We start from the raw sequence: 23,499 nt of genomic DNA on the forward strand, positions 1-23,499 counted from the left end.
ATGGTCCGCGAGATTCCCGGCGCGGCGGGCGGCATTCTCAGCTATTTTACACGTCACAGGACCGTCGCGAACCTGCTGTTACTGGTGATGCTGGTACTGGGTGCTGCGGCAATCCCCAATATGCGGGCGCAGTTCTTTCCTGATGTCATTCTGGAACGCGTTGACGTTAACGTCGTCTGGGATGGTGCAGGACCGGAAGACGTCGACAACGGAATTGTTCAAATCCTCGAGCCTGCGCTGCTGGCCGTTGAGGGCGTGGCAAGCACCGAAGCCACCTCTCGCGAAGGGTCGGCTCGGATTCGGTTGGAGTTTGAGCCCAACTGGGACATGTCGCGTGCTGTGGAAGAAGTGCGCACAGCCGTTGATAGCGTGACCAATCTGCCCGAGGATTCCGAGGAACCTTCAATCCGGCGTGGTGCGTGGCGGGACCGGGTTACCGATGTGGTGATTACTGGCCCGATAGAAGCTGAACAACTGGCAAAGTTCACCGATGAACTGATCAATCGACTGTTCGCAGCAGGGGTCACGCGCACCACGATCCGCGGTGTGGCTGCGCCTCGCATCGTGGTCGAGGTGCCTACAGCCCAACTGATCGCCAACGATATCACGATGTCCGAGATCGCCTCGGCGGTCGCGGCCGAAGTCACAACGAACCCGGCAGGTGATGTCACAGGAGCGAATGCCCGCATTCGGACCGGAGTTGAAAAGCGCACGCCTGAGGAAATCGAAGCGATTGCGCTGCGGACCTTCGAGGATGGCTCCAAGCTTGTGGTCGGCGACGTGGCCGAGATCCGTGTCGAAGGCGTAACTCGTAATCGCAGCTATTACGTCGGGGACAACCCGGCCATGTCCATTCGCGTGGACCGCTCCAATCTTGGGGATGCGATTGGCATTCAGCATACCGTCGAGGACGTGGTGGCCGAAATGCAGGCTAGCCTGCCAGAAGGTATCACGGCCGAACTGATCCGCACGCGGGCGCAGGCCATCACTGATCGTCTGGATATTCTGGTCGACAACGGGCTGGTGGGGCTTGGCCTCGTGGTCTGTCTGCTGTTCCTGTTTCTCAATGCGCGCATTGCGTTCTGGGTGGCTGCGGGTATTCCCGTTGCGATGTCGGCAGCCATCGCATTCATGTATATCGGCGGGTTGTCGATCAATATGGTCTCGCTCTTTGGTCTGATCATCACGCTGGGTATCGTGGTTGATGATGCCATCGTGGTGGGAGAACACGCTGATTTCCGTGCCCGCCGATTGGGTGAGGCCCCGATGGTCGCAGCCGAACGTGCCGCTCGCCGCATGGCGATGCCGGTCTTTGCGGCAACCGTGACCACAGTAATCGCCTTTTTTGGCCTGACTCTGGTGGGAGGGCGGTTTGGAGAGTTGATCCGGGACATACCCTTCACGGTGATCGCGGTTCTTATTGCCTCGCTGATCGAGTGTTTCCTGATTCTACCCAACCACATGGCACACGCCATCGCGCATTCGGCCAAGGAACATTGGTATGACTGGCCAAACCGGATCGTGAACAGGGGCTTCCGCTGGGTGCGGGATCACCTGTTCCGTCCCTTGGTAGCCTGGGTGGTCTGGGCGCGATATGTGGTTGTCGCACTGATGATCGCGATACTCGCCAGTCAGATTGCGCTGTTCATCCGAGGCGATGTGAACTGGCGCTTCTTCAATGCACCCGAACGCGGTTCGGTGACCGGCAACTTCATCATGGCGGAAGGTGCGACACGTGCTGATACGCTGGAAATGATGCGGATGCTGCAGCAAGCCACCGACGAGCTTGGGCAGATTTACGAAGAGCGTCACGGACGAAATCCGATTGACTATGTTCTCGCCGAGGTTGGCGGCAGCGCCGGATTTGGCTTGTCTGCTGCCGAAGGCAAAGACGAAGACCTGTTGGGCGGCATTTCAATTGAATTGATCGATGCCGATCTGAGGCCCTATTCCAGCTTTGAGTTTGTAGGTGAGCTGCAGGATTTTGTTCCGCGCCATCCCAAGGTTGAATTGCTCAGCTTCCGAGGCTGGCGATCGGGGCCCGGTGGCGATGCCATTGACGTTCAGTTCTACGGCGCTGATGTGAACACGCTTAAATCAGCCTCTGAGGATTTGCAGACCGAGCTCTCCAAATACCCTGAGGTGTCGGCGCTTGAGGACAACCTTGCCTATGACAAAGAAGAGTACATCCTTGATCTGACGGCTCAGGGCGAGGCGCTGGGCTTCCGGATTGAAACGCTGGGTCGCGTCCTGCGTGACCGCCTGAACGGGATCGAGGCAGCAACATTCCCGGATGGTCCGCGCAGTGCCGAAATCCGGGTGGAACTGCCCGAGGGTGAGCTGACCGCTGATTTTCTTGAGCGAACCCTGATGCGCACCCCGGATGGCGTTTATGTACCTCTGGCGGACATCGTTTCGGTTGAACGCAAATCCGGATTCTCGACCGTGCGACGCGAAAACGGTCTGAGAGTGATTTCGGTGAATGGCGACATTTCCGAGGATGACCCGACTCAGGCTGCCGAAATTGGCCGTGCCATGCGCGAAGAGATCCTGCCCAACATTGCTGCTGAGCGTCAGGTTGAATGGCGTATGGCCGGTCTGAGTGAGCAGGAGGATGAATTCCTGTCCGAGGCACGCTCGGGGCTGATCCTTTGCCTGACCGGCATCTATCTTGTCTTGGCCTGGGTTTTTGCCAGCTGGACACGACCGTTAGTGGTGATGGCGATCATTCCGTTTGGTTTGGTCGGCGCGATTTGGGGACATTACATCTGGGATGTACCGCTGAGCATGTTCACGGTCGTGGGCTTGCTTGGGATGACCGGGATCATCATCAACGATTCTATCGTTCTGGTGACCACAATTGACGGCTATCAAAAAGACCGTGGCCTTGTGCCTTCGATTGTCGAGGGCACCGCCGACCGATTGCGACCCGTAATGCTGACAACCCTGACCACGGTTCTGGGCCTCACGCCATTGCTGTATGAGGGATCTCAGCAGGCTCAGTTCCTGAAGCCAACAGTCATCACGCTGGTTTACGGCCTGGGTTTCGGAATGTTGCTGGTGCTGCTTTTGGTGCCTGCGTTGCTGGCGATCCTGCAGGATATGTCCCGACCAATGACCGCGATGCGACGTGCCGTTCGGGCGCCGGACCATGTTGTGCGCGGTGCAGTTGCGATGACCGGTGCGATTTTGCTGGCGTGGTTTGGCGTATCGATGATCTGGCCTGCCGTTACTGGCGCGCCCCTCAACATGCTTTCAGGCTTCTATCCCGCCGAAGATGGGGTTGCCGTCCTGCGCATGGGGTTGGGCGTTTTCCTGACCGGCGCTGTTCTGATCCTAACCATCAGCGCAATCGCATCCGGGTTGCTTTATGCGCGGCTGTCGGGGCGGGCAAAGGCCTGATCAGCCTTCAATGCCTGCTCGAGCAGGTCGGGAACGCGATCGCTCATCGGTAGTTTGCCCTGACGGATCTGATCAATTGGAAACCAACTTGCGGCATTTGCATCGTCACCCGCCTCGGGTTCGCCCGAGATATATTGGCAGGCGACCCCGACAAGCAGGTAGTGCACGCTGACCTGCCCCTCATCATCCCGTTTCAAAAGGTCGAGGTTGTCGAGATAGTGCAGGGGTTCTGCCGTGATCCCCGTTTCCTCAAGCAGTTCACGCTCGGCGGCTTGCAGAACGGTTTCGCCCCATTCCACGTGCCCGCCGGGAAATCCCCACAATCCAGCGTCAGGTTGCTTACTGCGCTGGACAAGCAACACCTGTTCCTGATGCAGGACAACGGCAAGAGCGCCGATTTTTGGCGATGGTGTCATTCAATCAGCCCGCGCTGCATCCCTGAATATCGACCGAGTGTTTTGCACCCAGCACAGTAATACGAACTTCGGACCGGTCCAATGCAAACGGACCGCCCGACGCGCTGATCACCTCGGATCTTGCAACCAGAGTATTTCCGTTCCGTGATGTTTCGGGCGGTGACGCCCAAAGCGTTGGATTGCCCGGTTCAATGACAGCGATTTCCTCACCGCCGCTTGAGGGCATGGTGATATGCGCTTCGATCTGCATACCGTCTGCTGTTGGCGTGAGATGGCACGCGGCTTTGGCGACACCTGCTTCGCGGGCCGAATATGGGCGTTGTGCCAGTGCAGCGGCAATCGCTGGATTACGCCCGGCATTCGCATCTACGGTGTGGTCGAAATCCAGACGCCCGGGCACACAGACATCCTTGCAGACGCCCAAATCCATCTCGCCGCGCAGTCGCACGGGTTTCTTTGCATTCCTCGGCGTGATCTCAATCGGCAGAACCAGCTGGTCTTCGTAGCCGATCGAGCGCAACCCATTCTGGTCAAAGACATGAGGTGCGGGCCAGGTGATCGAGATATCCTCGATATTGGCCGATCCGCTCCAGTCAAACTGCGGTGGAATCCCCGCATCACCGGGTGCGCGCCAATAGGTTTTCCAGCCATCTTTCAGGTCCAGCCGAAGCGCGCCCAGATAGGTGCCCTTGGAGGTCTTCCCGCCATCCAGAATCTCGAGCTGAACAAGGTTGTCGACGCCCTGCGCCATGGCGGGAGCGGCAAAACAGAGACTTGCGGACAAAGCGGCCGCGATGGGTTTGCGAAATGACTTCATGCTACATACATGCGTGTTACGGCCCGGATTGCCAAGTCACGTTCCGGTCACCACGATGAAATCGGGGGAATTCGCCGTTGGTCCCTTGCCAATGCCCATTGCACGGGGCCATTGTTGAACCAGTCAGTGCCAAGAGATTTCTACGTATGGAACTTACCGGAAAACTGTTGATTGCGATGCCCGGCATGGGCGATCCGCGCTTTGATCATTCGGTGGTCTATATGTGTAGTCATGGCGATGATGGGGCGATGGGTCTGATCATCAACAAACCCTCTGATCTGCGGGTCAAGACCCTGCTTGGACAGCTCAATATTCCATGTCAGATTCCGGTTGTTGGTGAGCGTCTGGTGCATTTTGGCGGGCCGGTCGAAATGTCCCGTGGTTTTGTACTGCACAGCTCGGACTACGAAGCCAACCTGCATTCGATGCAGATTACGGATGACTTCAGCATGACGGCCACACTGGATGTTCTGGAAGATGTGGCCGCAGGGCGTGGCCCGCTGAATTCGATGCTGATGCTTGGCTATTCTGGCTGGGGGCCGGATCAGCTCGAAGATGAGATTGCCATGAATGGCTGGCTCACGACTGAAGCCACGCCAAAGCTGGTCTTTGATGTCCCTGACGACGAGAAATGGTCGGCGGCGCTTGCCTCGCTTGGTGTCGATCCTCTGACTCTTTCAGCCAGCGCTGGCCGCGCCTGATCAGCTGTCGCGCGGGGCCGCTGCACGCCGCAGACGGTCATTGATTGCAGCACCCAGCCCATTTTCGGGAATCGGGGTGACAGCTATCGGGCGACCTGAGCCGTCGAGCTTATGTAATGCCGCAAACAGATTGGCTGCCGCCTCAATCAGATTTCCTTCAGCGGACAAGTTTTCGTCGCACTCTACTGTCCCGAAACCTAACAAAACCTCGTCCCCCTGACGCGACTGCGCATTCAGGCGCACGGATGCATCCGGCGCATAGTGGGATTGCAGCTGCCCGGGTGCCGTAAGCAAATCTCCGGACTTGTGGTGGTGCAATTCGGTGCCAAGAACGGCTTCGATGTCTTCAAGCGCCACACCTCCGGGCCGCAGCAGAGCAGGCTCGCCCGCAAGGCCGACGATGGTGGACTCAAGGCCGACACCACAAGGACCGTCATCCAGAATGGCCGCAATACGTCCATCCAGACCTTCGCGAACATGCTCCGCGGTGGTGGGGCTGATCCGGCCGGACGGGTTGGCCGAGGGTGCCGCGACAGGACCGTCAACCGCCTCGAGAAGCGCGCGTGCCGTCGGATGTGCGGGAACGCGGACAGCCAAAGTGTCCAGACCCGCCGTTACCAGCGAAGACACTCCATGACCATCACGCAAGGGCAGAACCAGTGACAGGGGGCCGGGCCAGAAAGCACCCGCCAGTTTTTCCGCCTGATCGGACCACTGCACGAAACGCTTGGCAGCTTCGGCCGAGGCGACATGCGCGATCAGCGGATTGAAGCTTGGCCGTCCTTTAGCTGCGTAGATAGAGGCGACCGCCTCGCCGTTTCGGGCGTCACCACCTAGGCCGTAGACGGTTTCGGTCGGGAAGGCGACCAGCAAGCCCTGACGCAGCAGGTCAGCAGCCTGAGCGATACCGGATGGATCGGCGGATAAGTATTCAGTGCCGTTAGGGATCATGTATGGTGACGCCGCGTTTTGGTTGCTTGCAACATAGGGAAGCGTAGGTAATCGTCCCAGCCCAGATGATTAACGGCGTGGCTTGTGGAATCCAAGCCCATGTGTACAAGGCGCCAGACAAACTCCGAGGGAAGCCATGCCATATCGCGCTCCAATCTCCGATTACGAGTTCCTGCTCAGCAATGTAGTGGGGTTTGACCAGGTCGCCGCCACCGACAAGTTTTCCGAGGCCAGCGTGGACGTGGTCAGCGCGATCCTGTCCGAGGCGGGCAAGATGTGCGAAGAGGTCATGGCTCCGCTTCAGCGTCCCGGCGATCTGGAACCAGCCCGGCTGGAAAACGGTGTTTTGCGTACGTCAACTGGTTACGCTGATGGCTGGAAAGCGATCGCCGAAGGCGGATGGATCGGGATGAGTGGCGATCCCGAATATGGCGGCATGGGGCTGCCGATGACCGTGACCACCGCCGTGAACGAAATGATGAGCGCGGCTTGCCTGTCGCTGCAGCTGGCTCCGTTAATGAGCCAGGGACAGATCGAGGCGCTGGAACATCACGCGAGCGATGAGCTGAAAAAGCTGTATCTGCCCAAGCTGATGTCAGGTGAATGGTCGGGAACGATGAACCTGACTGAACCGCAGGCCGGATCGGATGTCGGGGCGTTGTCCTCAAAGGCTGTGCCAAATGGTGACGGTACTTACGCTGTGTCCGGGCAGAAGATCTATATCTCGTGGGGTGACAACGACTTCTGCGAAAACATCTGTCATCTGGTGCTGGCACGGCTGCCCGATGGCGTTCCGGGCACCAAGGGCATTTCCCTGTTCCTGGTGCCTAAGTACATTCCGGATGAAAACGGCAAGCCCGGCGTCGCGAACGATCTCAAGGTTGTCTCGCTCGAGCACAAAATGGGTTTGCACGGCTCTCCGACCTGCGTGATGCAATATGACGGAGCGACCGGTTGGTTGGTCGGCAAGGAACATGGCGGTATGGCGGCCATGTTTACCATGATGAACAATGCGCGTCTGGGTGTTGGCGGGCAAGGCGTCGGTTCCGCCGAAGGCGCGTACCAGCATGCACTGGCCTATGCGTTGGAGCGGAAACAGGGCAAGACACCTTCCGGCACAATCATCGATCATGCGGATGTGCGTCGTATGTTGACCGAAATGCGCGCTGATGTCTTTGCAGCGCGGGCGATCATGCTGGCCAATGCCCAAGCCATCGATATGGCGCAGGCGACCGGTGATGCAGAATGGGCGGCACGCGCCGCGCTGCTGACGCCGATCGGCAAGGCCTTTGGTACCCAGACCGGGATGCGGGTCGCCGAAACAGGTGTGCAGGTGCATGGTGGCATGGGCTTTATCGAAGAAACCGGAGCCGCGCAGTACTACCGCGATGTCCGCGTGACTGCGATCTACGAAGGTACCAATGGCATTCAGGCAATGGATCTTGTTGCCCGCAAGATGATGGATGGTGGTGAGGCAGCCTCGCGCCTTCTGGACGAGATCGAGGATCAGGCTGAAAAAGCCCGAGCGACCGTGCCCGAACTGGCTGGTCCGGTCTGGGAAGCAACCGAATCCCTGCGCGAAGCCACCGAATGGCTGGTGTCGCAGGATGACCTCAATAACCGCTTCGCCGGGGCGGTTGCCTATCTCAATGCTTTCGCGCGGGTGCTGGGCGGGCACTACCACCTGTCCGCAGCGCTGGCTGATCCGGACGGTCCGCGGGCGAAGCTGGCGCGCTATTACATCAACGCTCTGCTTCCTGAACATGCAGGTTTGCTGGCGCAGGCGCAGAACGGTGCCGAAGACCTCTTTGCACTCAGCGCCGATGAGTTGGCCGCGTGATGGACGGCGTGCAGCCTCCGGCGATCCGATACCCCTGGTCCGAACCACCGGCACCGGGTGAGGCCATTGAAGTCGCTGATGGCGTTCTTTGGATGCGTCTTCCGTTGCCGATGGCACTGGATCACGTCAACGTCTATGCGCTGGATGACGGTGACAGCTGGACTGTCATCGACACCGGCATGTCATCAAAAAAGACGCGTGGCATCTGGGAGCAACTGATGTCCGGCCCCCTGTCTGGGAAACCGGTCAAACGCATCGTGGTAACACATCACCACCCCGACCATGTCGGGAATGCGGGTTGGTTTCAGTCAGAACACGGTGCCGAACTGATAACCAGCCGTACAGCCTGGCTGTTCGCCCGGATGCTGACACTGGACGTTCAGGAGAACTGGCCTCAGGAAACGCTAGATTTCTATCGCAGCGCAGGTATGGCTGCGGAGGTTCTTGAAAAGCGTATGGCCGAGCGGCCGTTCAATTTCTCGGACACTGTTTATCCGATGCCGCTGGGCTTTACCCGGATCAAGCAGGGCGACGTGATCCATATGGGCGGGCGCGACTGGGATGTGCATATGGGCAATGGCCATGCCCCCGAACACGCCACGTTCTGGAGTCGGGACGACAATCTGGTGCTGACAGGTGATCAGATCATCAGTTCGATCAGCCCCAATCTGGGCGTCTATGCGACAGAACCCATGGCTGATCCGGTCTCGGACTGGCTTGAGGCTTGTGAGCGTCTGCAATCGCTGGCGCATCCGGATCAACTGGTGTTGGGCGGTCACAAGCTGCCGTTTACCGGATTGCCTGTACGGATGCGGCAACTGATCGAAAACCACCATGGCGCGCTGGCGCGTTTGATTGACGATCTGGATACGCCAAAGGCCGCCGCCGATTGCTTTGCTCCCTTGTTCAAGCGACCAATTCGCGAAGGTGAATATGGCCTCGCACTGGTCGAAGCGGTTGCACACCTTAACCATCTCTACCACATTGGGTCTGTGAGCCGGTCGCGTCGCGCGGACGGGGCATGGGAATACCAGCGCAAAGGGTAGATGCGTATGCAGGACAAGATCGAAACATCGGCCGAGGCTGCCGAGGCAGCAGCGTTGCCACGCTGCTATGAAGTGCATGCCAACCCGAATGCCGAATCCGGCACCAAAGCTCTGCCCGAGCCCCTGCAAAAGCCCGTTGCAACCAAAAGCCCCGCCCAATGGGCATATGAGCGACTGATCCTGTACATTCAGAACTTTGAAAAGACGCTGGATGGCGATCACGAAGTTGCCATGGGCTTTACCGGAGGCGATGCGGGCGTGATGCGGATCGAAGGGATGGGGTATTTCGATCCCGATATCATCACCTTCTATGGCTCAGATGGCGCCGGCGCACGTACGCAACTGGTGCAACATGTCAGCCAGCTGAACGTGATGCTGCGTGCCTTGCCCAAGTCCGTTGAAGATAAGCCTGCCAACCGTATCGGTTTCCGACTGGCGGCAGATCTGGAAGAATCCTGACAACCTGACTTGCAATTCACGCTTTCGCAGCCTTGAATGAGTGCGATACTCAGGAGGGCGCCGTGTGACATATTTCTCTGCCGTTACAAATGCCTATGCCGGTGCCTGGGCCCGGCGGCGGGTCTTTGTGCCGATCTATATTGCCGTGCGGTTGCTCTTGGTGGCCCTGATCGCGCCGGGTGTTGCCATCGCTGTAAATCTGGCCGTTTCGCTGTCCAATCAAACAGCGCTGACGGATCAGGACATCGCGATGTTCATGCTTTCACCCGCAGGATTTATCGCTGCGATCGTGGTTTTGAGCCTGTTCCTGCTGGCAGAGGTCTTCGTGTTTTCTGTCATGGCAGGCTCACTGCGCATGGGCGAACGCGATCCATGGCGCGCGGGCAGTGCCGCCATCCGTTTGATCCTGTCACGTCTACCTGCGCTGTTTGGCTTTGCAGTGCGCTTCATATTGCGGGTTCTGTTGCTGGCCGTGCCATTCGTGGCGGTCGCCGGAATAATCGCGTGGTGGACGCTGACCGAGTATGACATCAACTATTATCTGACCTTTCACCCGCCTGCCTTTAGGGTTGCCGTTGTTCTGATCGGGATTGTCGTGCTGGCACTGGCATGGGTCCTGATCCGCAAGCTCTCGGCCTGGGCTTTGTCCTTGCATCTGGTTCTTTTTGAAGATTGTGCACCCTCTGCCGCGTTCGATCAGAGCGCTGAACGGATGGAAGGCAAGCGTGGCCGCCTGAAGATTGAGCTTGTGCTGTGGCTGGCTCTGCGTCTCGTCATCGCGGCACTGATTGCGGCTGTGGCTGGCATATTATTCGCGTTGGTGCCGCTGCAGGATGGGGTAAATCTGAGATTTGCTTTGACTCTGAGTTTGCTGGTGGCTGGCCTGTGGTCTCTGGCCGGGCTGGTTTTGGCAGCGAGTGCACTGGGCGCGTTGGCGGTGTTGTTGGACGGGTTCTTTGAAACCAAAACCGGTGAAACCCCGCATCCCGAACCCACAAACATACGCACACCCGTGTTTGTAACGGTTGGCGCTGCAATTGCGGCGTTGCTGTTTGGATTATGGATGGGGCAGGGTCTGCTCGAGCGGGTTCAGGCCCCTGATCATGCAGAAGTGATCGGTCATCGCGGTGCTGCTGCGCTGCGCCCGGAAAACACCATGGCCTCGGTCCTGAAGGCCATCGAGGATGGCGCGGATTGGGTCGAGATTGACGTTCAGGAGACCGCAGACGACGTGGTCATCGTCGCCCATGACAGTGACTTCATGAAGCTTGCCGGCGTGAATCTGAAGGTCTGGGATGCCACGATGGAGGATGTGGCTGAAATCGATATCGGCAGTTGGTTTGGTCCGGAGTATGCCGCAGAACGCACCCCGACTCTGCGGGATGTTCTGAGCGCGGCGAAGGGAAAGTCCAAGGTCATAATCGAGCTGAAGTATTACGGCCATGATGTCGATCTGGAAAACCGTGTGATTCAGATCGTTGAAGAACTGGGAATGCAGGATGACATTGCGACAATGTCGCTGAAATACCCAGCTGTCCAAAAGATGAAATCTCTGCGCCCCGATTGGCGTTCCGGTGTTTTGGCCGCGACAGCCATCGGAGACCTGTCCGGCCTGGAAGGGGATTTTGTCGCCGTCAACGCTGCGATGGTCACTCCGGGCCTTATCCGGTCGGTTCATGATGCCGGCAAGGATATCTACGTCTGGACCGTGAATGACCCGTTGCAGATGTCTGCAATGGCTTCGATGGGTGTGGATGGTCTGATCACCGACCGGCCTGCAATGGCCAACGAGGTGCTGCGGGTTCGCGCCGAAATGGGGCCGGGTGAGCGGTTGCTGCTGTGGCTTGCAACAACCTTTGGTCTTTCGGTGGATACTGAGGCGATGCGCGATGAAAGCCCCTGAGCTGTCGCTTGTTCTGGCTTGTCTGGCAGTTCCCGTTCAGGCGCAGGAACTGATGCGCGGTGTGGAAATGCCGGGCCACCGCGCATTGATCGAACAACGCGGCGATGCTGAACTGACAGAGTTCGAAACCGACGGATGCTCGGGCGGTATGTCGGCAAGCTGGCGACTGGTCGCGGACACCTTTCCGGAATTCGCAAGACTTTACGAAGAGCGCCCCCCTTGGGAAGACTGTTGCGTCATTCACGATCGGGCCTATCACAACGCTGGCGGTGCGTTGCGCGCAGAAGATAGCTTTGATGCCAGACTATCCGCAGATCAGACACTGCGGTCCTGTGTCAAAGAGCACGGGAATGCCCATGCCGAAGAATACGCGATCCGTTATGACATGACACCGGATCAGGTCCGTTCGGCACATTCCATTACTGCAGAAGGCATGTACATGGCGGTCCGATTTGGCGGGGGTCCCTGCACTGGCCTGCCATGGCGCTGGGGGTTTGGTTACCCAAACTGCTCAGTCTTTGCTTTGCCCACCCCTGCGCGGGAATGACGTGGTGACAGGCCCTGAGTTTTCTATTATTCAACCGGTAAACACGCGAATTGGGATTCTAGAGACATGGCTGAATACAAGCACGGCGAGATGGACATCACCGTTCAATCCAAAACCTTTGACGGTTTCATCAAATTCACCACATGGTGCGTTGTGGCGATCGTCCTTCTGTGCCTGTTCCTGGCAGTGTTCGCTGCGTAAATCTGGGCGAGTGCATTCGTGATCAGGATTTTGATTGCCTGCCTTCTGGCAGTGACCGTGGCTGGCTGCGCCGTATCCAAGCGTCCGCAAGCCGATAAGGCTGAGATTGTTGCGCGATCCTATCAAGATCCGGGTCCATCCACACTCACGCTCTATACCATGATCAACACCCGTACAGGGTCTGGCGCGCATACATCCTTGATGATCGGCGCCAGCGAACGGGTGATTTTTGATCCGGCGGGTTCTTTCCGGGCAGATATTGTGCCGGTCAAGGATGACGTCCTGTACGGAATTACCCCGGCTGTTGAACGGGCCTATCGCAGCTCGCATGCACGCGAGACGCACTATGCCCTCGTTCAGACGATCGAGGTCAGCCCACAGCAGGCCGAGGTTGCCTATCAGCTTGCCAAGCAATCCGGACCGGTGGCGGGGGCCTATTGCGCCAATTCCACCTCTCGGATTCTACAGCAGGTTCCCGGGTTCGAGCAGATCGATGTGACCTTTTTCCCGGTCAAATTGGCCGAGCAATTCGGGCAAATCCCGGGCGTCGTGACCACGGAATACCGGGAATATGACGATGCGGACCTTCAGAAAGGTCTTGCAGCAAACAATGCGCGCCTCAATCAGCAGGCAGCGGGTTTATCCCAGTAAATACAGCAGACCATAAAGTGTGGCGGCCCCGGTAAAGATGGCCGCCAGCACATTCTTGGTGACAAGACCAACGGTCAGGGCAACTGCCGCTGCAGCCATGCGTGGTGCATCAGGCTGCCCCGCAGTTGCGGATGGCCAGACAACCAGTGGCGCAATCAATGCAGGCAGGATCGCAACCGCCGTGTAGCGCAGATGGCGCAGCAGCCATGGTGGCATCGGGCGATCCCCGACAAATCCGATGAAGACAAAGCGCAGGGTATAGCTGCCGACAGCCAGCCCTACGATGATGGTCCACATGGTTACTGGATCGACCTGGTTCATGCGTTGGCCTTTCTGCGTTCCATCATCAGTTCAGCCTGCGCACCAGCCATCATTCCGGCACACCCCGCGATCAGCAGGCCAAGATTGTAAGGGATGGCCACCGTCAGCAGCGAAACTAGTATTGCGACCATTGCGGCGACCACATGGGGCAGCGTTCGCATCATTGGGCCAATCATCGCCAGAAACGTAATTGGCAGCGCAAAATCCAGCGCCCAGCTTTCGGGTATACGCGTGCCAAGCACGGCACCCATGTAAGTGGCCAGTATCCAGAGCGGCGTGATCGGTGCCACTGAACCAAAGAAATAGGCCATGCGCTGCGGGATCGTCAGATCGGGTTCTTTCTCGAACTGCACGATCGAGCAGGCATAGGATTGATCGACCGTCAGATAGGCCGCGATAGCGCGCTGCCACATCGGAGCGGCCCCCAGATAGGGGGTCAGCGAGGCTGAATACATCGCCATCCGCAGATTGACCGCCAAAGCCGAAACCAGGATGATCGCCGTTGGCGTGTTTTCCTGCAGCAATTGCAGCGCTGCAAACTGCGCCGCCCCGGCAAACACCGTCGCGGTAAAGGCCATCGTCTGCACGATATTCAGTCCTGCTTCGGTCGCGAAGACGCCAAACAGGGTGCCAAATGGGATCGCTACGAAAATGAACGGGGTTCCATCCCGAAAACCCTTCCAGAAGTATGACTTGGATGTGGTGAATGCCATGGCTAAATCCTATGGTGTTGGACAAAGCAGTAGCTGGCTTGTGAAAGGGTTGCAATTGGCCGTCGAAACAGATCTGTCGGAATACATCATCGCGCCAGACCCAAGTGCCGCGCGCCTGACACGCGCAGTTGAAGGCGTGGATCAGAATGGTGATGTCAGCAACATTTCCGTGGTCGAGGAGCGCCCGCTGACGATCTTCTTGAATTCACAGGAAATCGTGACGGCAATGACGATCGGAGACTACCCTGAGTACCTGGCGCTGGGCTTTCTGCGCAATCAAGGGATGCTGCTGGCCGATGACGAGATCACGCGCGTCGATTATGACGACGATCTGGAAACTGTCATTGTGCGTACCGCGCGTGAAACCTCGTACGAGGACAAGCTGAAGAAAAAGACCCGCACCAGTGGATGCGCCGTGGGCACGGTATTCGGTGACATGATGGAAGGGCTCGAGGATGTGCGCCTGCCACAGGTCCAGGTCCGGACGTCATGGCTTTATGATCTGGCGGCCAAGATCAATCGCACCCCTTCTCTCTATCTAGAAGCGGGGGCGATCCATGGCACTGTCCTGTGTCGCGAGGATCGTCCACTGGTCTATATGGAAGATGTCGGACGCCACAATGCCGTGGACAAGATTGCGGGCTGGATGCTGTCCGAAGGGGAAGCGGCCGAAGACAAGATACTCTATACGACGGGACGGCTGACCTCGGAGATGGTGATCAAGACGGCGATGATGGGCATCCCCGTTCTGGCCTCACGATCCGGCTTTACCGCATGGGGCGTCGAAATCGCGCGCGAAGTTGGCCTGACCCTGATCGGTCGCATGCGTGGTCAGCGGTTTGTCTGCCTGTCTGGCGAAGACCGACTGGTCCGAGACGCCGACCCGGCAACCGTGGCGGTAGAAGACAAGAAGCATCGCCGGAAGAGCGCTACAGACTTACCGGCCCCCGACTGAGTATACTCGGATCGTCTTGATCCAAAAAACACTGCAAAATCCTGAAGATATATCCTAGGGTGTCGCAATGTGCGGCCCGTTTCCCGGGCCAAAGCGCCGGCCATATTTTAGATTGGGGTTTGCATGGAACTCATTAATCTCATCGCACCGGTTTTTGCGGTCATCCTTACCGGGTACGTCTTTTCCTGGACCAACCTGTTGGCCAAGGACACCTCTGAGTCGCTGGTGCAGTTTGCGGTCTATGTTCTGATCCCAGCGATCATGTTCTATCTGATCGGACAGGAAAAATTTGAAAACCTCCTCAACTACGGCTTCTACCTTGCCTATGGGGGAACTCTTCTGGCGCTTTTTGTGGTGCTGTTCATCGGCTTCCGGCTGGTACTGGGTAAGCAAGTCGGTTCCGCCACAGTTGCGGCATTCGCGGCCGTTGCCTCCAACACCGCGCTTGTCGCTCTGCCTGTGCTGCATGCGATCTTTGGCGCAAGCGGGGCGTTGCCTGCCGTGCTGGCAAATCTGGTGGTGGCGATGCTGCTGTTGTTGCTGACCACCATTCTGGAAAGCAGCTCGAGGCAATCGGCGGCGACAAAAACGCCTGTGCCGACGATTATCCTGAATATCCTGAAAAACCCGATCATCGCCGCGACGCTGGCCGGTGTCATCTATTCCTTCACCGGGATCGGTTTCGCAGACGCTGTTTCAGATTACCTCGCACTACTGAGTCAGGCACTGGCCGCAGTTGCACTGTTTGCAATCGGGTATACGACCAGCGTCCGTACGATCCTGCAGACCGGCCCTCTGATCCTGTTTCTGACACTGACGAAACTGATTGTCGCCCCCGGTCTTGTACTGATTGCCGCGCATCTTGTGGGGCTTGATCCGCTTTGGACCATTGCGGCGACGGTCTCGGCGGCGGTGCCGACCGCAAAGAATATCTTTCTGTTGGCAAAACACTATGATCAGGAACCTCAGCTAGCGGCACATATAGTCTCGGCAACTTCGTTTCTGGCGGTCGGAACGCTGATCATGTGGCTGTTTGTCCTGCATCAACTTTATCCATCGGCATTTCAGCTAGGCTGAAGGAACTGTAGGGTGGCAGCGGCATTGGGCGTAAAACGAGGTTAGAGAATGAAGCGACCTTTGGGGGTTATCCTCGCTGGTGGTCTCGCCACCCGAATGGGAGGCGGAGACAAGGGTTTGCTGCAACTTGGCGGGCGGAGCCTATTGAGCCATGTGATCAAGCGTCTCGCTCCGCAGGTGGACAGGCTTGCGCTGAATGCCAATGGTGATCCAGCGCGCTTTGCCGATTTTGATTTACCGGTGATTGCAGACACGATCGAGGGGTTTGCCGGACCACTGGCCGGTGTTCTCGCCGGACTGGATTGGGCTGCGGAACAGGGCGCGGACAGCATCGTGACCGCTGCCGCCGACACGCCGTTTTTCCCGCACGATCTGGTTATGCGGCTGATGAATTCAGCTGAGGATCAGAAACATCCTCTGGTCATGGCAACGACACCACGCACCGGAGAGGAGGCGCTGAAATCCGGCGGCGGCAAGCGGGTCAATCGGCACCCCACCTTTGGGCTTTGGCCGGTGGACCTGCGCGACGACCTGCGGGCGGCTTTGAATAACGGTTTGCGCAAGGTGGTTCTATGGACCGACAAGCATGACGGGCGTGAGGCGCTGTTTTCAGCTGACCCATTCGATCCGTTTTTTAACGTTAACACGCCCGATGATTTGCAACTGGCGCAAGACATGCTGGAGCGCGCATGAGGATATACGGAGTCACCGGTTGGAAAGACGCGGGCAAAACCGGATTGATGGAGCGGCTGGTGGCAGAAATCACCGGGCGTGGCTTCTCCGTTTCTACCATAAAGCACGCCCATCACGCCTTTGATATCGATCAGCCGGGGCGCGACAGCTATCGCCACCGGAAGGCTGGCGCTAATGAGGTGCTGTTAGCCTCAGGCAAGCGCGTGGCGCTGATGCAGGAACTTCGCGGTGCTCCGGAACCATCGCTGGAGGAATTGCTTGGCCGCCTGTTGCCTGTCGATCTGATTTTGATCGAGGGCTATAAACGCGAGCGACACCCCAAGATCGAGGCTTTTCGAAAAGAACCCCGAAATCCCCTGATCGCGGCCAATGACGAGACCATTCGCGCAGTCGCCAGTGACACGGAACTTACTCTGGATCGTCCGGTTTTTGATCTGAACGATACGCAAGCGATCGCTGACTTTGTGCTGCAGGAGGTTGGATTGTGAGGCCAATCCCCCAAATATCAAAGTCAAAGGATCAAAGTATCCTAGACATGTCCAGCGGATCAGAGACCTGAGTGTCGGCGAACAAAAGGAACGTTTAAATTGACCAGTTCGCAAAACAAACCCGACATTGCGCCGCCGCCTTTGCAGAACGATTGCTTCGCTCTGCCCGCAGGGGTGAATTGGACGCCGGTTGATGATGCGCTGGCGTTGCTGCGCGACAGGCTGAGGCCTTTGACGGGTGTAGAGACTCTGCCGCTGATGCAGGTGTCTGGCCGTATTCTTGCGGAAGACATGATCGCACAACGATCCAACCCGCCGCAGCGCAACACCGCTGTTGATGGCTATGGATTTGCTTTGGAAGTTTCGGACGGAACCTATGTTCTGCCTTTGACGGAAGGACGAGCGGCCGCAGGTATCCCATTTGATGGTCAGGTTCCCGAAGGTTCCGCGCTCAGGGTTCTTACAGGCGCTGCGTTACCCGATGGTGTCGATACGGTCATACTTGAGGAAGATGTCACGGTTCAGGACGGCCATATCGCATTTCGTGGCCCCTTGAAGCAGGGTGCCAATACGCGTCGTGCGGGCGAGGATGTGGCGGCAGGAGAGCTGGCCCTGCCTGCAGGCCGCAGCTTGACTCCAGCGGATCTGGCGCTTCTGTCGGCGGTCGGAGTGTCTGAAGTGCCTGTTCGTCAGCAATTGCGTGTGGCCGTCTTGTCGACCGGGGATGAATTGGTTGAGCCGGGCGCTGCCGCAGGTCCGGGGCAGATTTATGATGCCAACCGACCCATGCTGTTGTCGCTGATCGAACGGATGGGATTTGTGCCGGTCGATCTGGGGCGTGTCTCTGATAGCCGCGAGGCCCTGCGTACCTGTCTGGATGAGGCAGCGCATAAGGTGGATGTGATCCTGAGCAGCGGTGGCGCCTCGGCGGGCGATGAAGATCACGTTTCAGCCCTGCTGCGCGAGGCCGGTGCAATGCAGGAATGGCGCATAGCACTGAAACCTGGACGCCCGCTGGCATTGGGCATGTGGAATGAAACGCCCGTATTCGGATTGCCGGGCAACCCCGTGGCAGCATTGGTATGTAGCCTGATTTTTGCACGCCCTGCGCTTTGCCTCATGGCGGGGGCAGGCTGGTCTGAACCTCAGGGGTTTGATCTGCCTGCAGGTTTCGAGAAACGAAAGAAACCGGGTCGCCGCGAATACCAGAGAGCCCGGGTTAGGGACGGTCGCGTCGAAGTGTTCCATTCAGAAGGTTCAGGGCGTATCAGCGGCCTCAGCTGGGCCGAAGGGCTGGTCGAGATCGAAGATGGTGAGCGCCATATCAAACCGGGTGATCCGGTGCGGTTCATTCCCTATGGAAGCTTTGGGTTGTGACAGTTTCGGTCTCGCGCGGTTTCAGTGAAGCTGAGCGTGGTCTGGCAGCGCACCTGTTCTGGCAGGCGTTTTCGGGCAAGCTCAACAAGGTCATGGGTCCCGAAGAACGCGGGATCGCGTTCTTCGAGCGCGTCCTGAACCCCGACTATGCACTGGTTGCGCGGGATAAGGATGGGCAGATGCTGGGACTGGCCGGGTTCAAAACATCATCCGGCGGGCTGACTGAAGGCTCGATTACAGATCTAGCCCAGGTCTATGGTTGGCTTGGCGGCACGTGGCGCGGTCTGATCCTGAGTGTGCTCGAACGCAAAACGCAGCCCGGTGTATTTCAGATGGATGGAATTTTTGTGGCTGCCGAAGCACGCGGGCAAGGGGTCGGGACGAAGCTGCTATCTGCCATCAAGGCGGAGGCGCTGCGAACCGGAATGACCGCAGTCCAGCTGGACGTTATAGACACCAACCCTCGTGCACGCGAACTGTATGCGCGCGAGGGTTTCAGAGTCGTCGGTGAAGAAGAAACCGGACCTTTTCGTCACCTGTTCGGCTTTAGCATTTCAACACGGATGAGCTGGCCCGTCCCGAAAGACTAGTCGAAGGTTCCGGCGACGCGGCCCAGCAGCATGAACGCCCGCGCGGTTCGGGTCTCTCCCAGCGCGGTCAGGTCGGCATCGCTGGCTGCGGGTTCGAACTCCACGATCATATTGTCGAAGCGACGCAGAAAATGATGGGCGGCATCCCGGAATATCGGATCCTGCTTCATCCGGGCCGACGTCAACGCCAGCGAGGAGCGATCCCGGATGCCGCCGAGCGCTGCAACGGCGCGCCCGCGCGCGCCTTGGGCAAACTGACGCCAAACCTCGGGGCGGGCCATGTCGGGCCGCAGGTCATCCATGTAGATGCCTTCTTGGCTCAGCAATGTCAGAACATCCTGCGACGCCTGTACCAGTTGCGCGGTCTTTCGGTCCTTCAGGGCCAGTCGCAATGCATCGAACCCAACGGTGTCTTCCGCAGTTTCCGGGAAGTTCAGCGCGCGAATGAAGATATCCGTGGTCAGGGGCGGCGCAATGTCTTCGGCCGAAGTCCCGAGCTCCAGCGAGGCCTGATCACCAGTTCCGTTTGTCGGCGGAGTAATCTTTGCCGGCTCGGTACGCTGGGACGAAAAGGTTGCCAGTGCGGTTTCGGTGTTTTTGGCGGTCTCAGCTATTTCATCCAGCTTCTTGCTGACGGTTGGCTCATAGGTGCTGGCTGCTCGTTGCTGCTGTATGACATAGGCGTTGCGAATGGCATCGATCGCGGTTTGTAGCCGGGCACTTTCTTCGCGCATGATCCGACTGGCGCGCATCGCGGTGGCCGCAACCCAGATCATCGCGACAGGCATGAACACTGCCAGTAGGGTCACCACAAACCCACCGGTTTGATTCGGACCGGGCATGACCAGAAAGACCACCGCCACGATCAGCCATACCACGCTCAGCGCGATGGCTACGATCTCGATAATTGTCACCGAAGGACGCCCCGGGCGATCATAGATGCCCAGCGACGTCGGACGCTCGGTTTCCTGGTCAGGTGTTGACCCCGACATGTTACACGCTCCGGTCAGGAGTACTGGATACTCAGAATCTCATAGGACCGCACACCACCGGGAGTGCGAACCTCTACACTGTCACCTTCGTCCTTGCCGATCAGGGCACGGGCGATGGGGGATTTGATATTCAGCAGACCGTTTTCGATGTTGGCTTCGTACTCACCAACGATCTGCCAGGTTTTTTCTTCATCGGTGTCTTCGTCCACCAGAGTGACCTTGGCACCGAATTTGATGGCGCCTGCCAGTTTTTTGGGGTCGATGACATCGGCCAGAGACAAAATGCCTTCCAGCTCTTTGATGCGGCCTTCGATAAAGCCCTGCTTTTCCCGGGCCGAGTGATACTCGGCATTTTCTTTCAGATCGCCAAGCTCACGCGCCGAAGCGATGGCTTCGATGATCGCCGGGCGCTCGACGGATTTGAGGTTTTTCAGTTCCGCCTCGAGCGCGGCGTTGCCCGCAGGCGTCATTGGAATTTTTTCCATTCTCTTGTCGTCCACGCAGAAATTGAGTCGCCCCGCCGCACTAAAGCGTCGGGGCGACAGATGGGGTTAGCCATTACCTGAACCAATCAGGGCGGGGATTGCAAGAGGGCTATGCTCACCAACGCGCGGAATACGGCCTAGTCGTAGCTGATAACTTCAAATTCGATGCCGTTATCATCTTCGAAGTAGAACCTTTTCCCTGGCTCGTAGTCGGCGTGATTGTGGGGCTCAAAGCCCGCCTCGCGTACCTTTGCCTCGGTGGCGTCTATATCTTCGACCAGAACACCGACATGGTTCAGCCCGCCGACGATGTCATAGCTGCTTTCGTCCGACGGCTTTGGATTACCGGGTGCGTAGAGCGCAAGGTAAGTATGGGCGCTGCCCACATGCACGGTGTACCCACCAGCGATTGCGGGGCCTTCCCAGCGGGTTTTCCAGTCAAACACCTTGTGCATCCATTCAGCCGAGGCTTTGGGGTCGCGAACAGTGAAGTTGGTATGTTCCAAAGTCGCCATCATGGGATCTCCTTTTCAGATTTGGCTTGTCCCGACTCACCGTAATTTCTAAACCTAACTTTAGGTCAAGGTATTATTTGGAGATTCAGATGGCCGTATCAGATGGGTTGTCGATAGGCGCATTAGCACGCAGAACCGGATTGGCAGTTTCTGCGATCCGGTACTACGAAGCACAGGGTTTGATCTCGCCCTGGCGAAACCCGGGCGGACAACGACGTTATCAGAGGGCAGATATCCGGCGGCTGAGTTTTGTCATGATCGCCCAGCAATTCGGACTGACCCTGCCTGAAATCCGAGAGGTATTGTCCGGTCTGCCGGGGAACCGTACGCCGACCCCCAAGGATTGGAAGGAAATCAGCAAGGGCCTGCGTTCTCATCTGGACCAGCGAATCGATACCCTGATCCGACTGCGGGATAATCTGGACGGGTGTATCGGGTGTGGGTGCCTGAGTTTGCCGAAATGTGCCCTCTACAACCCCGATGACCGGGCAAAATCGCATGGTAGCGGTCCCAGATACCTCATGGGTGACGCTCCAGAGGGGTGAACTGCCGCATTGCAGCGATGTTACGCCGTGTTTTGATTGACCAAGGTCTTTCACAACGGGTAATCAGCCGTGAAACAAAATTGCGCGAACCATGCAATGAGAGCGCCAATTCGGAAAAGTTAGCTAAGGAGCCCGCGATGGCCGAAATTGAACGCGAAGCGATGGAATATGACGTGGTGATCGTGGGTGCAGGCCCTGCGGGTCTGTCGGCCGCCATCCGTCTGAAACAGCTGGACGCTGACCTGAACGTCGTGGTGCTTGAAAAGGGTTCCGAAGTAGGCGCGCATATCCTGTCCGGTGCGGTTCTTGATCCTTGCGGTCTGGACGCACTGATTCCGGATTGGAAAGAGAAAGGTGCACCGCTGAACGTGCCTGTGCACGAAGACAATTTCTACATGCTGGGTGAGGCGGGCAAGATCCGCATCCCCAACTTCCCAATGCCGCCGCTGATGAACAACCACGGCAACTACATCGTGTCGATGGGCAATGTCTGCCGCTGGATGGCTGAACAGGCCGAAGAGCTGGGTGTTGAAATCTTCCCAGGCATGGCCTGTTCCGAGCTGGTTTACGGCGACAATGGCGAAGTCAAAGGCGTTGTTGCTGGCGTTTTTGGCCTGGAACCCGATGGGTCCTACGGCCCAAACACCGAGCCGGGCATGGAGCTGCACGGCAAATATGTCTTCCTGTCGGAAGGTGTCCGCGGTTCGCTTTCGAAAGAAGTCATCGCCAAATACGACCTGTCTGCTGGCAAAGAACCGCAGAAATACGGCGTCGGTATGAAAGAGATCTGGGAGATCGACCCGGCCAAGCACAAGGAAGGTTCGGTCACGCACACCATGGGCTGGCCCCTGGGCAGCAACGCAGGTGGCGGATCGTTCATCTATCACCTTGAAAACAATCAGGTCTATGTCGGTTTCGTGGTTCACCTGAACTACAAGAACCCGCACCTGTACCCCTACATGGAATTCCAGCGCTTCAAGCACCACCCGATGGTGGCCGAGCTGCTGAAAGGCGGCAAGCGCGTCGCCTACGGCGCCCGCGCGATCACCGAAGGTGGATATCAGTCGATGCCGAAACTGGTAGCTCCGGGCGTGGCGCTGCTAGGCTGTTCCGCAGGCATGGTCAACGTGCCGCGCATCAAGGGCAACCACAACGCGATGCTGTCGGGCAAGGCCGCTGCCGAGGCTGCCTATGACGCCATCAAGGCCGAGCGTTCGGGCGATGAACTGACCGCCTATGAAGCTGATGTTCGCGATGGTGCCATTGGCGACGACCTGAAGAAGGTGCGCAACGTCAAGCCGCTGTGGTCGAAATACGGCCTGACCGCTTCGCTGGTGCTGGGTGGCATGGACATGTGGACCAACACGCTGGGCTTCTCGCTACTGGGTACGCTGGGTCACGGCAAGAACGATGCCGAGGCGACCGAAGAGGCCAGCAAGCATAAACCAATCGATTATCCGAAGCCCGATGGTACGCTGTCCTTTGACCGTCTGACCAACGTGTCCTTCGCGATGACCAACCACGAGGAAAGCCAGCCCTGCCACCTGAAGCTGACCGACCCGGAAATTCCGGTAAAGGTCAACCTGCCCAAGTTCGATGAACCGGCGCAGCGCTATTGCCCGGCTGGCGTATATGAAATGGTCGAAGATGAAGACGGTCCGCGATTCGTCATCAACTTCCAGAACTGCGTCCACTGCAAAACCTGCGACATCAAGGATCCGAGCCAGAACATCACCTGGACGACGCCGCAGGGTGGTGACGGACCGAACTATCCGAACATGTAGGCAAAAACACGGGCACTGGCAGGGTCGTGA

The 23,499-nt window shown here is 58.0% G+C and carries 25 protein-coding genes; 17 read left to right on the top strand and 8 right to left on the bottom strand.

Annotation, left to right across the window (positions count from 1 at the left end; genetic code table 11):
- The gene (locus ACR0CW_RS08895; protein ID WP_480787518.1) at positions 1 to 3,402 is read left to right on the top strand and encodes an efflux RND transporter permease subunit; all 3,402 of its coding nucleotides are present in this window, start codon (positions 1 to 3) and stop codon (positions 3,400 to 3,402) included.
- On the opposite strand, the gene ACR0CW_RS08900 is transcribed toward ACR0CW_RS08895, so the two are convergent.
- Positions 3,369 to 3,818: an NUDIX hydrolase gene (locus ACR0CW_RS08900; RefSeq protein ID WP_480787519.1), complete on the bottom strand. Its 450-nt coding sequence runs from the start codon at positions 3,816 to 3,818 to the stop codon at positions 3,369 to 3,371. The two genes, ACR0CW_RS08895 and ACR0CW_RS08900, sit on opposite strands and share 34 nt — an antisense overlap.
- Positions 3,819 to 3,822: 4 nt before the next feature.
- Positions 3,823 to 4,635, bottom strand: a complete 813-nt coding sequence (locus ACR0CW_RS08905) for a protein-disulfide reductase DsbD domain-containing protein (RefSeq protein ID WP_480741536.1) — start codon at positions 4,633 to 4,635, stop codon at positions 3,823 to 3,825.
- 146 nt (positions 4,636 to 4,781) lie between these two features.
- Here ACR0CW_RS08905 and ACR0CW_RS08910 point away from each other — a divergent pair, with 146 nt between their 5' ends.
- Positions 4,782 to 5,336, top strand: a complete 555-nt coding sequence (locus ACR0CW_RS08910; RefSeq protein ID WP_155149715.1) for a YqgE/AlgH family protein — start codon at positions 4,782 to 4,784, stop codon at positions 5,334 to 5,336.
- Here the strand turns inward: ACR0CW_RS08910 and ACR0CW_RS08915 are convergent, their stop codons facing one another.
- On the bottom strand, positions 5,337 to 6,287 hold the full coding sequence (locus ACR0CW_RS08915; protein ID WP_480787520.1) for an L-threonylcarbamoyladenylate synthase: 951 nt from the start codon (positions 6,285 to 6,287) through the stop codon (positions 5,337 to 5,339).
- Between the two features lie 136 nt (positions 6,288 to 6,423).
- Between ACR0CW_RS08915 and ACR0CW_RS08920 the strand changes: the two genes are divergently transcribed.
- From ACR0CW_RS08920 to ACR0CW_RS08950, 7 genes are all read left to right on the top strand, one after another.
- A complete protein-coding gene (locus ACR0CW_RS08920) occupies positions 6,424 to 8,127 on the top strand; it encodes an acyl-CoA dehydrogenase (RefSeq protein WP_480787521.1) in 1,704 nt (567 codons plus the stop codon).
- Positions 8,127 to 9,173 (top strand): MBL fold metallo-hydrolase, encoded by a 1,047-nt coding sequence (locus ACR0CW_RS08925; protein ID WP_480787522.1) that lies wholly within the window; start codon positions 8,127 to 8,129, stop codon positions 9,171 to 9,173. The genes ACR0CW_RS08920 and ACR0CW_RS08925 overlap by 1 nt, the downstream gene beginning before the upstream one ends.
- A 6-nt stretch (positions 9,174 to 9,179) precedes the next feature.
- Complete coding sequence (locus ACR0CW_RS08930) at positions 9,180 to 9,632, top strand: DUF6173 family protein (RefSeq protein ID WP_480787523.1); 453 nt, start codon at positions 9,180 to 9,182, stop codon at positions 9,630 to 9,632.
- Positions 9,633 to 9,696: 64 nt separating this feature from the next.
- Positions 9,697 to 11,535 carry a glycerophosphodiester phosphodiesterase family protein gene (locus ACR0CW_RS08935; protein WP_480787524.1) on the top strand — a complete coding sequence of 613 codons (1,839 nt, stop codon included), beginning with the start codon at positions 9,697 to 9,699 and terminating at the stop codon, positions 11,533 to 11,535.
- On the top strand, positions 11,522 to 12,082 hold the full coding sequence (locus ACR0CW_RS08940) for a hypothetical protein (RefSeq protein WP_480787525.1): 561 nt from the start codon (positions 11,522 to 11,524) through the stop codon (positions 12,080 to 12,082). Before ACR0CW_RS08935 ends, ACR0CW_RS08940 begins: the two co-directional genes overlap by 14 nt.
- Before the next feature lie 66 nt (positions 12,083 to 12,148).
- Entirely contained in the window at positions 12,149 to 12,283 is a 135-nt protein-coding gene (locus ACR0CW_RS08945; RefSeq protein ID WP_480787526.1) for an aa3-type cytochrome c oxidase subunit IV, read from the top strand.
- Positions 12,284 to 12,301: 18 nt separating this feature from the next.
- Positions 12,302 to 12,934, top strand: a complete 633-nt coding sequence (locus ACR0CW_RS08950) for a hypothetical protein (RefSeq protein ID WP_480787527.1) — start codon at positions 12,302 to 12,304, stop codon at positions 12,932 to 12,934.
- On the opposite strand, the gene ACR0CW_RS08955 is transcribed toward ACR0CW_RS08950, so the two are convergent.
- Together ACR0CW_RS08955 and ACR0CW_RS08960 are read right to left on the bottom strand one after the other, a co-directional pair.
- Complete coding sequence (locus ACR0CW_RS08955; protein ID WP_155149728.1) at positions 12,923 to 13,255, bottom strand: AzlD domain-containing protein; 333 nt, start codon at positions 13,253 to 13,255, stop codon at positions 12,923 to 12,925. The genes ACR0CW_RS08950 and ACR0CW_RS08955 overlap by 12 nt on opposite strands.
- Positions 13,252 to 13,968, bottom strand: a complete 717-nt coding sequence (locus ACR0CW_RS08960) for an AzlC family ABC transporter permease (protein WP_480787528.1) — start codon at positions 13,966 to 13,968, stop codon at positions 13,252 to 13,254. Before ACR0CW_RS08960 ends, ACR0CW_RS08955 begins: the two co-directional genes overlap by 4 nt.
- Between ACR0CW_RS08960 and ACR0CW_RS08965 the strand changes: the two genes are divergently transcribed.
- The 6 genes from ACR0CW_RS08965 (at position 13,967) to ACR0CW_RS08990 (ending at position 19,148) form a co-directional block, all read left to right on the top strand.
- Positions 13,967 to 14,923: a formate dehydrogenase accessory sulfurtransferase FdhD gene (locus ACR0CW_RS08965; RefSeq protein ID WP_480787529.1), complete on the top strand. Its 957-nt coding sequence runs from the start codon at positions 13,967 to 13,969 to the stop codon at positions 14,921 to 14,923. The two genes, ACR0CW_RS08960 and ACR0CW_RS08965, sit on opposite strands and share 2 nt — an antisense overlap.
- 123 nt (positions 14,924 to 15,046) lie before the next feature.
- A complete protein-coding gene (locus ACR0CW_RS08970; RefSeq protein ID WP_170332452.1) occupies positions 15,047 to 16,000 on the top strand; it encodes an AEC family transporter in 954 nt (317 codons plus the stop codon).
- A 48-nt stretch (positions 16,001 to 16,048) separates the two neighbouring features.
- A complete protein-coding gene (mobA, locus tag ACR0CW_RS08975) occupies positions 16,049 to 16,693 on the top strand; it encodes a molybdenum cofactor guanylyltransferase MobA (protein WP_480787530.1) in 645 nt (214 codons plus the stop codon).
- On the top strand, positions 16,690 to 17,181 hold the full coding sequence (gene mobB, locus ACR0CW_RS08980; protein WP_480787531.1) for a molybdopterin-guanine dinucleotide biosynthesis protein B: 492 nt from the start codon (positions 16,690 to 16,692) through the stop codon (positions 17,179 to 17,181). Before mobA ends, mobB begins: the two co-directional genes overlap by 4 nt.
- Positions 17,182 to 17,280: 99 nt before the next feature.
- Positions 17,281 to 18,558, top strand: coding sequence for a molybdenum cofactor synthesis domain-containing protein (locus ACR0CW_RS08985; protein WP_480787532.1), 1,278 nt, complete (start codon positions 17,281 to 17,283; stop codon positions 18,556 to 18,558).
- A complete protein-coding gene (locus ACR0CW_RS08990; RefSeq protein WP_480787533.1) occupies positions 18,555 to 19,148 on the top strand; it encodes a GNAT family N-acetyltransferase in 594 nt (197 codons plus the stop codon). The genes ACR0CW_RS08985 and ACR0CW_RS08990 overlap by 4 nt, the downstream gene beginning before the upstream one ends.
- Here the strand turns inward: ACR0CW_RS08990 and ACR0CW_RS08995 are convergent.
- The 3 genes from ACR0CW_RS08995 to ACR0CW_RS09005 form a co-directional block, all read right to left on the bottom strand.
- Positions 19,145 to 20,140 carry a hypothetical protein gene (locus ACR0CW_RS08995; RefSeq protein WP_480787534.1) on the bottom strand — a complete coding sequence of 332 codons (996 nt, stop codon included), beginning with the start codon at positions 20,138 to 20,140 and terminating at the stop codon, positions 19,145 to 19,147. The genes ACR0CW_RS08990 and ACR0CW_RS08995 overlap by 4 nt on opposite strands.
- A 14-nt stretch (positions 20,141 to 20,154) precedes the next feature.
- Entirely contained in the window at positions 20,155 to 20,625 is a 471-nt protein-coding gene (greA, locus tag ACR0CW_RS09000) for a transcription elongation factor GreA (protein WP_155149743.1), read from the bottom strand.
- A gap of 137 nt (positions 20,626 to 20,762) precedes the next feature.
- Positions 20,763 to 21,143, bottom strand: a complete 381-nt coding sequence (locus ACR0CW_RS09005; protein ID WP_480787535.1) for a VOC family protein — start codon at positions 21,141 to 21,143, stop codon at positions 20,763 to 20,765.
- 86 nt (positions 21,144 to 21,229) lie between these two features.
- On the opposite strand from ACR0CW_RS09005, the gene soxR reads away from it, so the two are divergent.
- Together soxR and ACR0CW_RS09015 are read left to right on the top strand one after the other, a co-directional pair.
- Positions 21,230 to 21,685 (top strand): redox-sensitive transcriptional activator SoxR, encoded by a 456-nt coding sequence (gene soxR, locus ACR0CW_RS09010; protein ID WP_155149747.1) that lies wholly within the window; start codon positions 21,230 to 21,232, stop codon positions 21,683 to 21,685.
- Positions 21,686 to 21,822: 137 nt separating this feature from the next.
- Complete coding sequence (locus tag ACR0CW_RS09015; RefSeq protein ID WP_480787536.1) at positions 21,823 to 23,469, top strand: electron transfer flavoprotein-ubiquinone oxidoreductase; 1,647 nt, start codon at positions 21,823 to 21,825, stop codon at positions 23,467 to 23,469.
- Positions 23,470 to 23,499 lie beyond the last annotated feature (30 nt).

The sequence above is a fragment of the Ruegeria sp. CH6 genome (assembly GCF_056537005.1).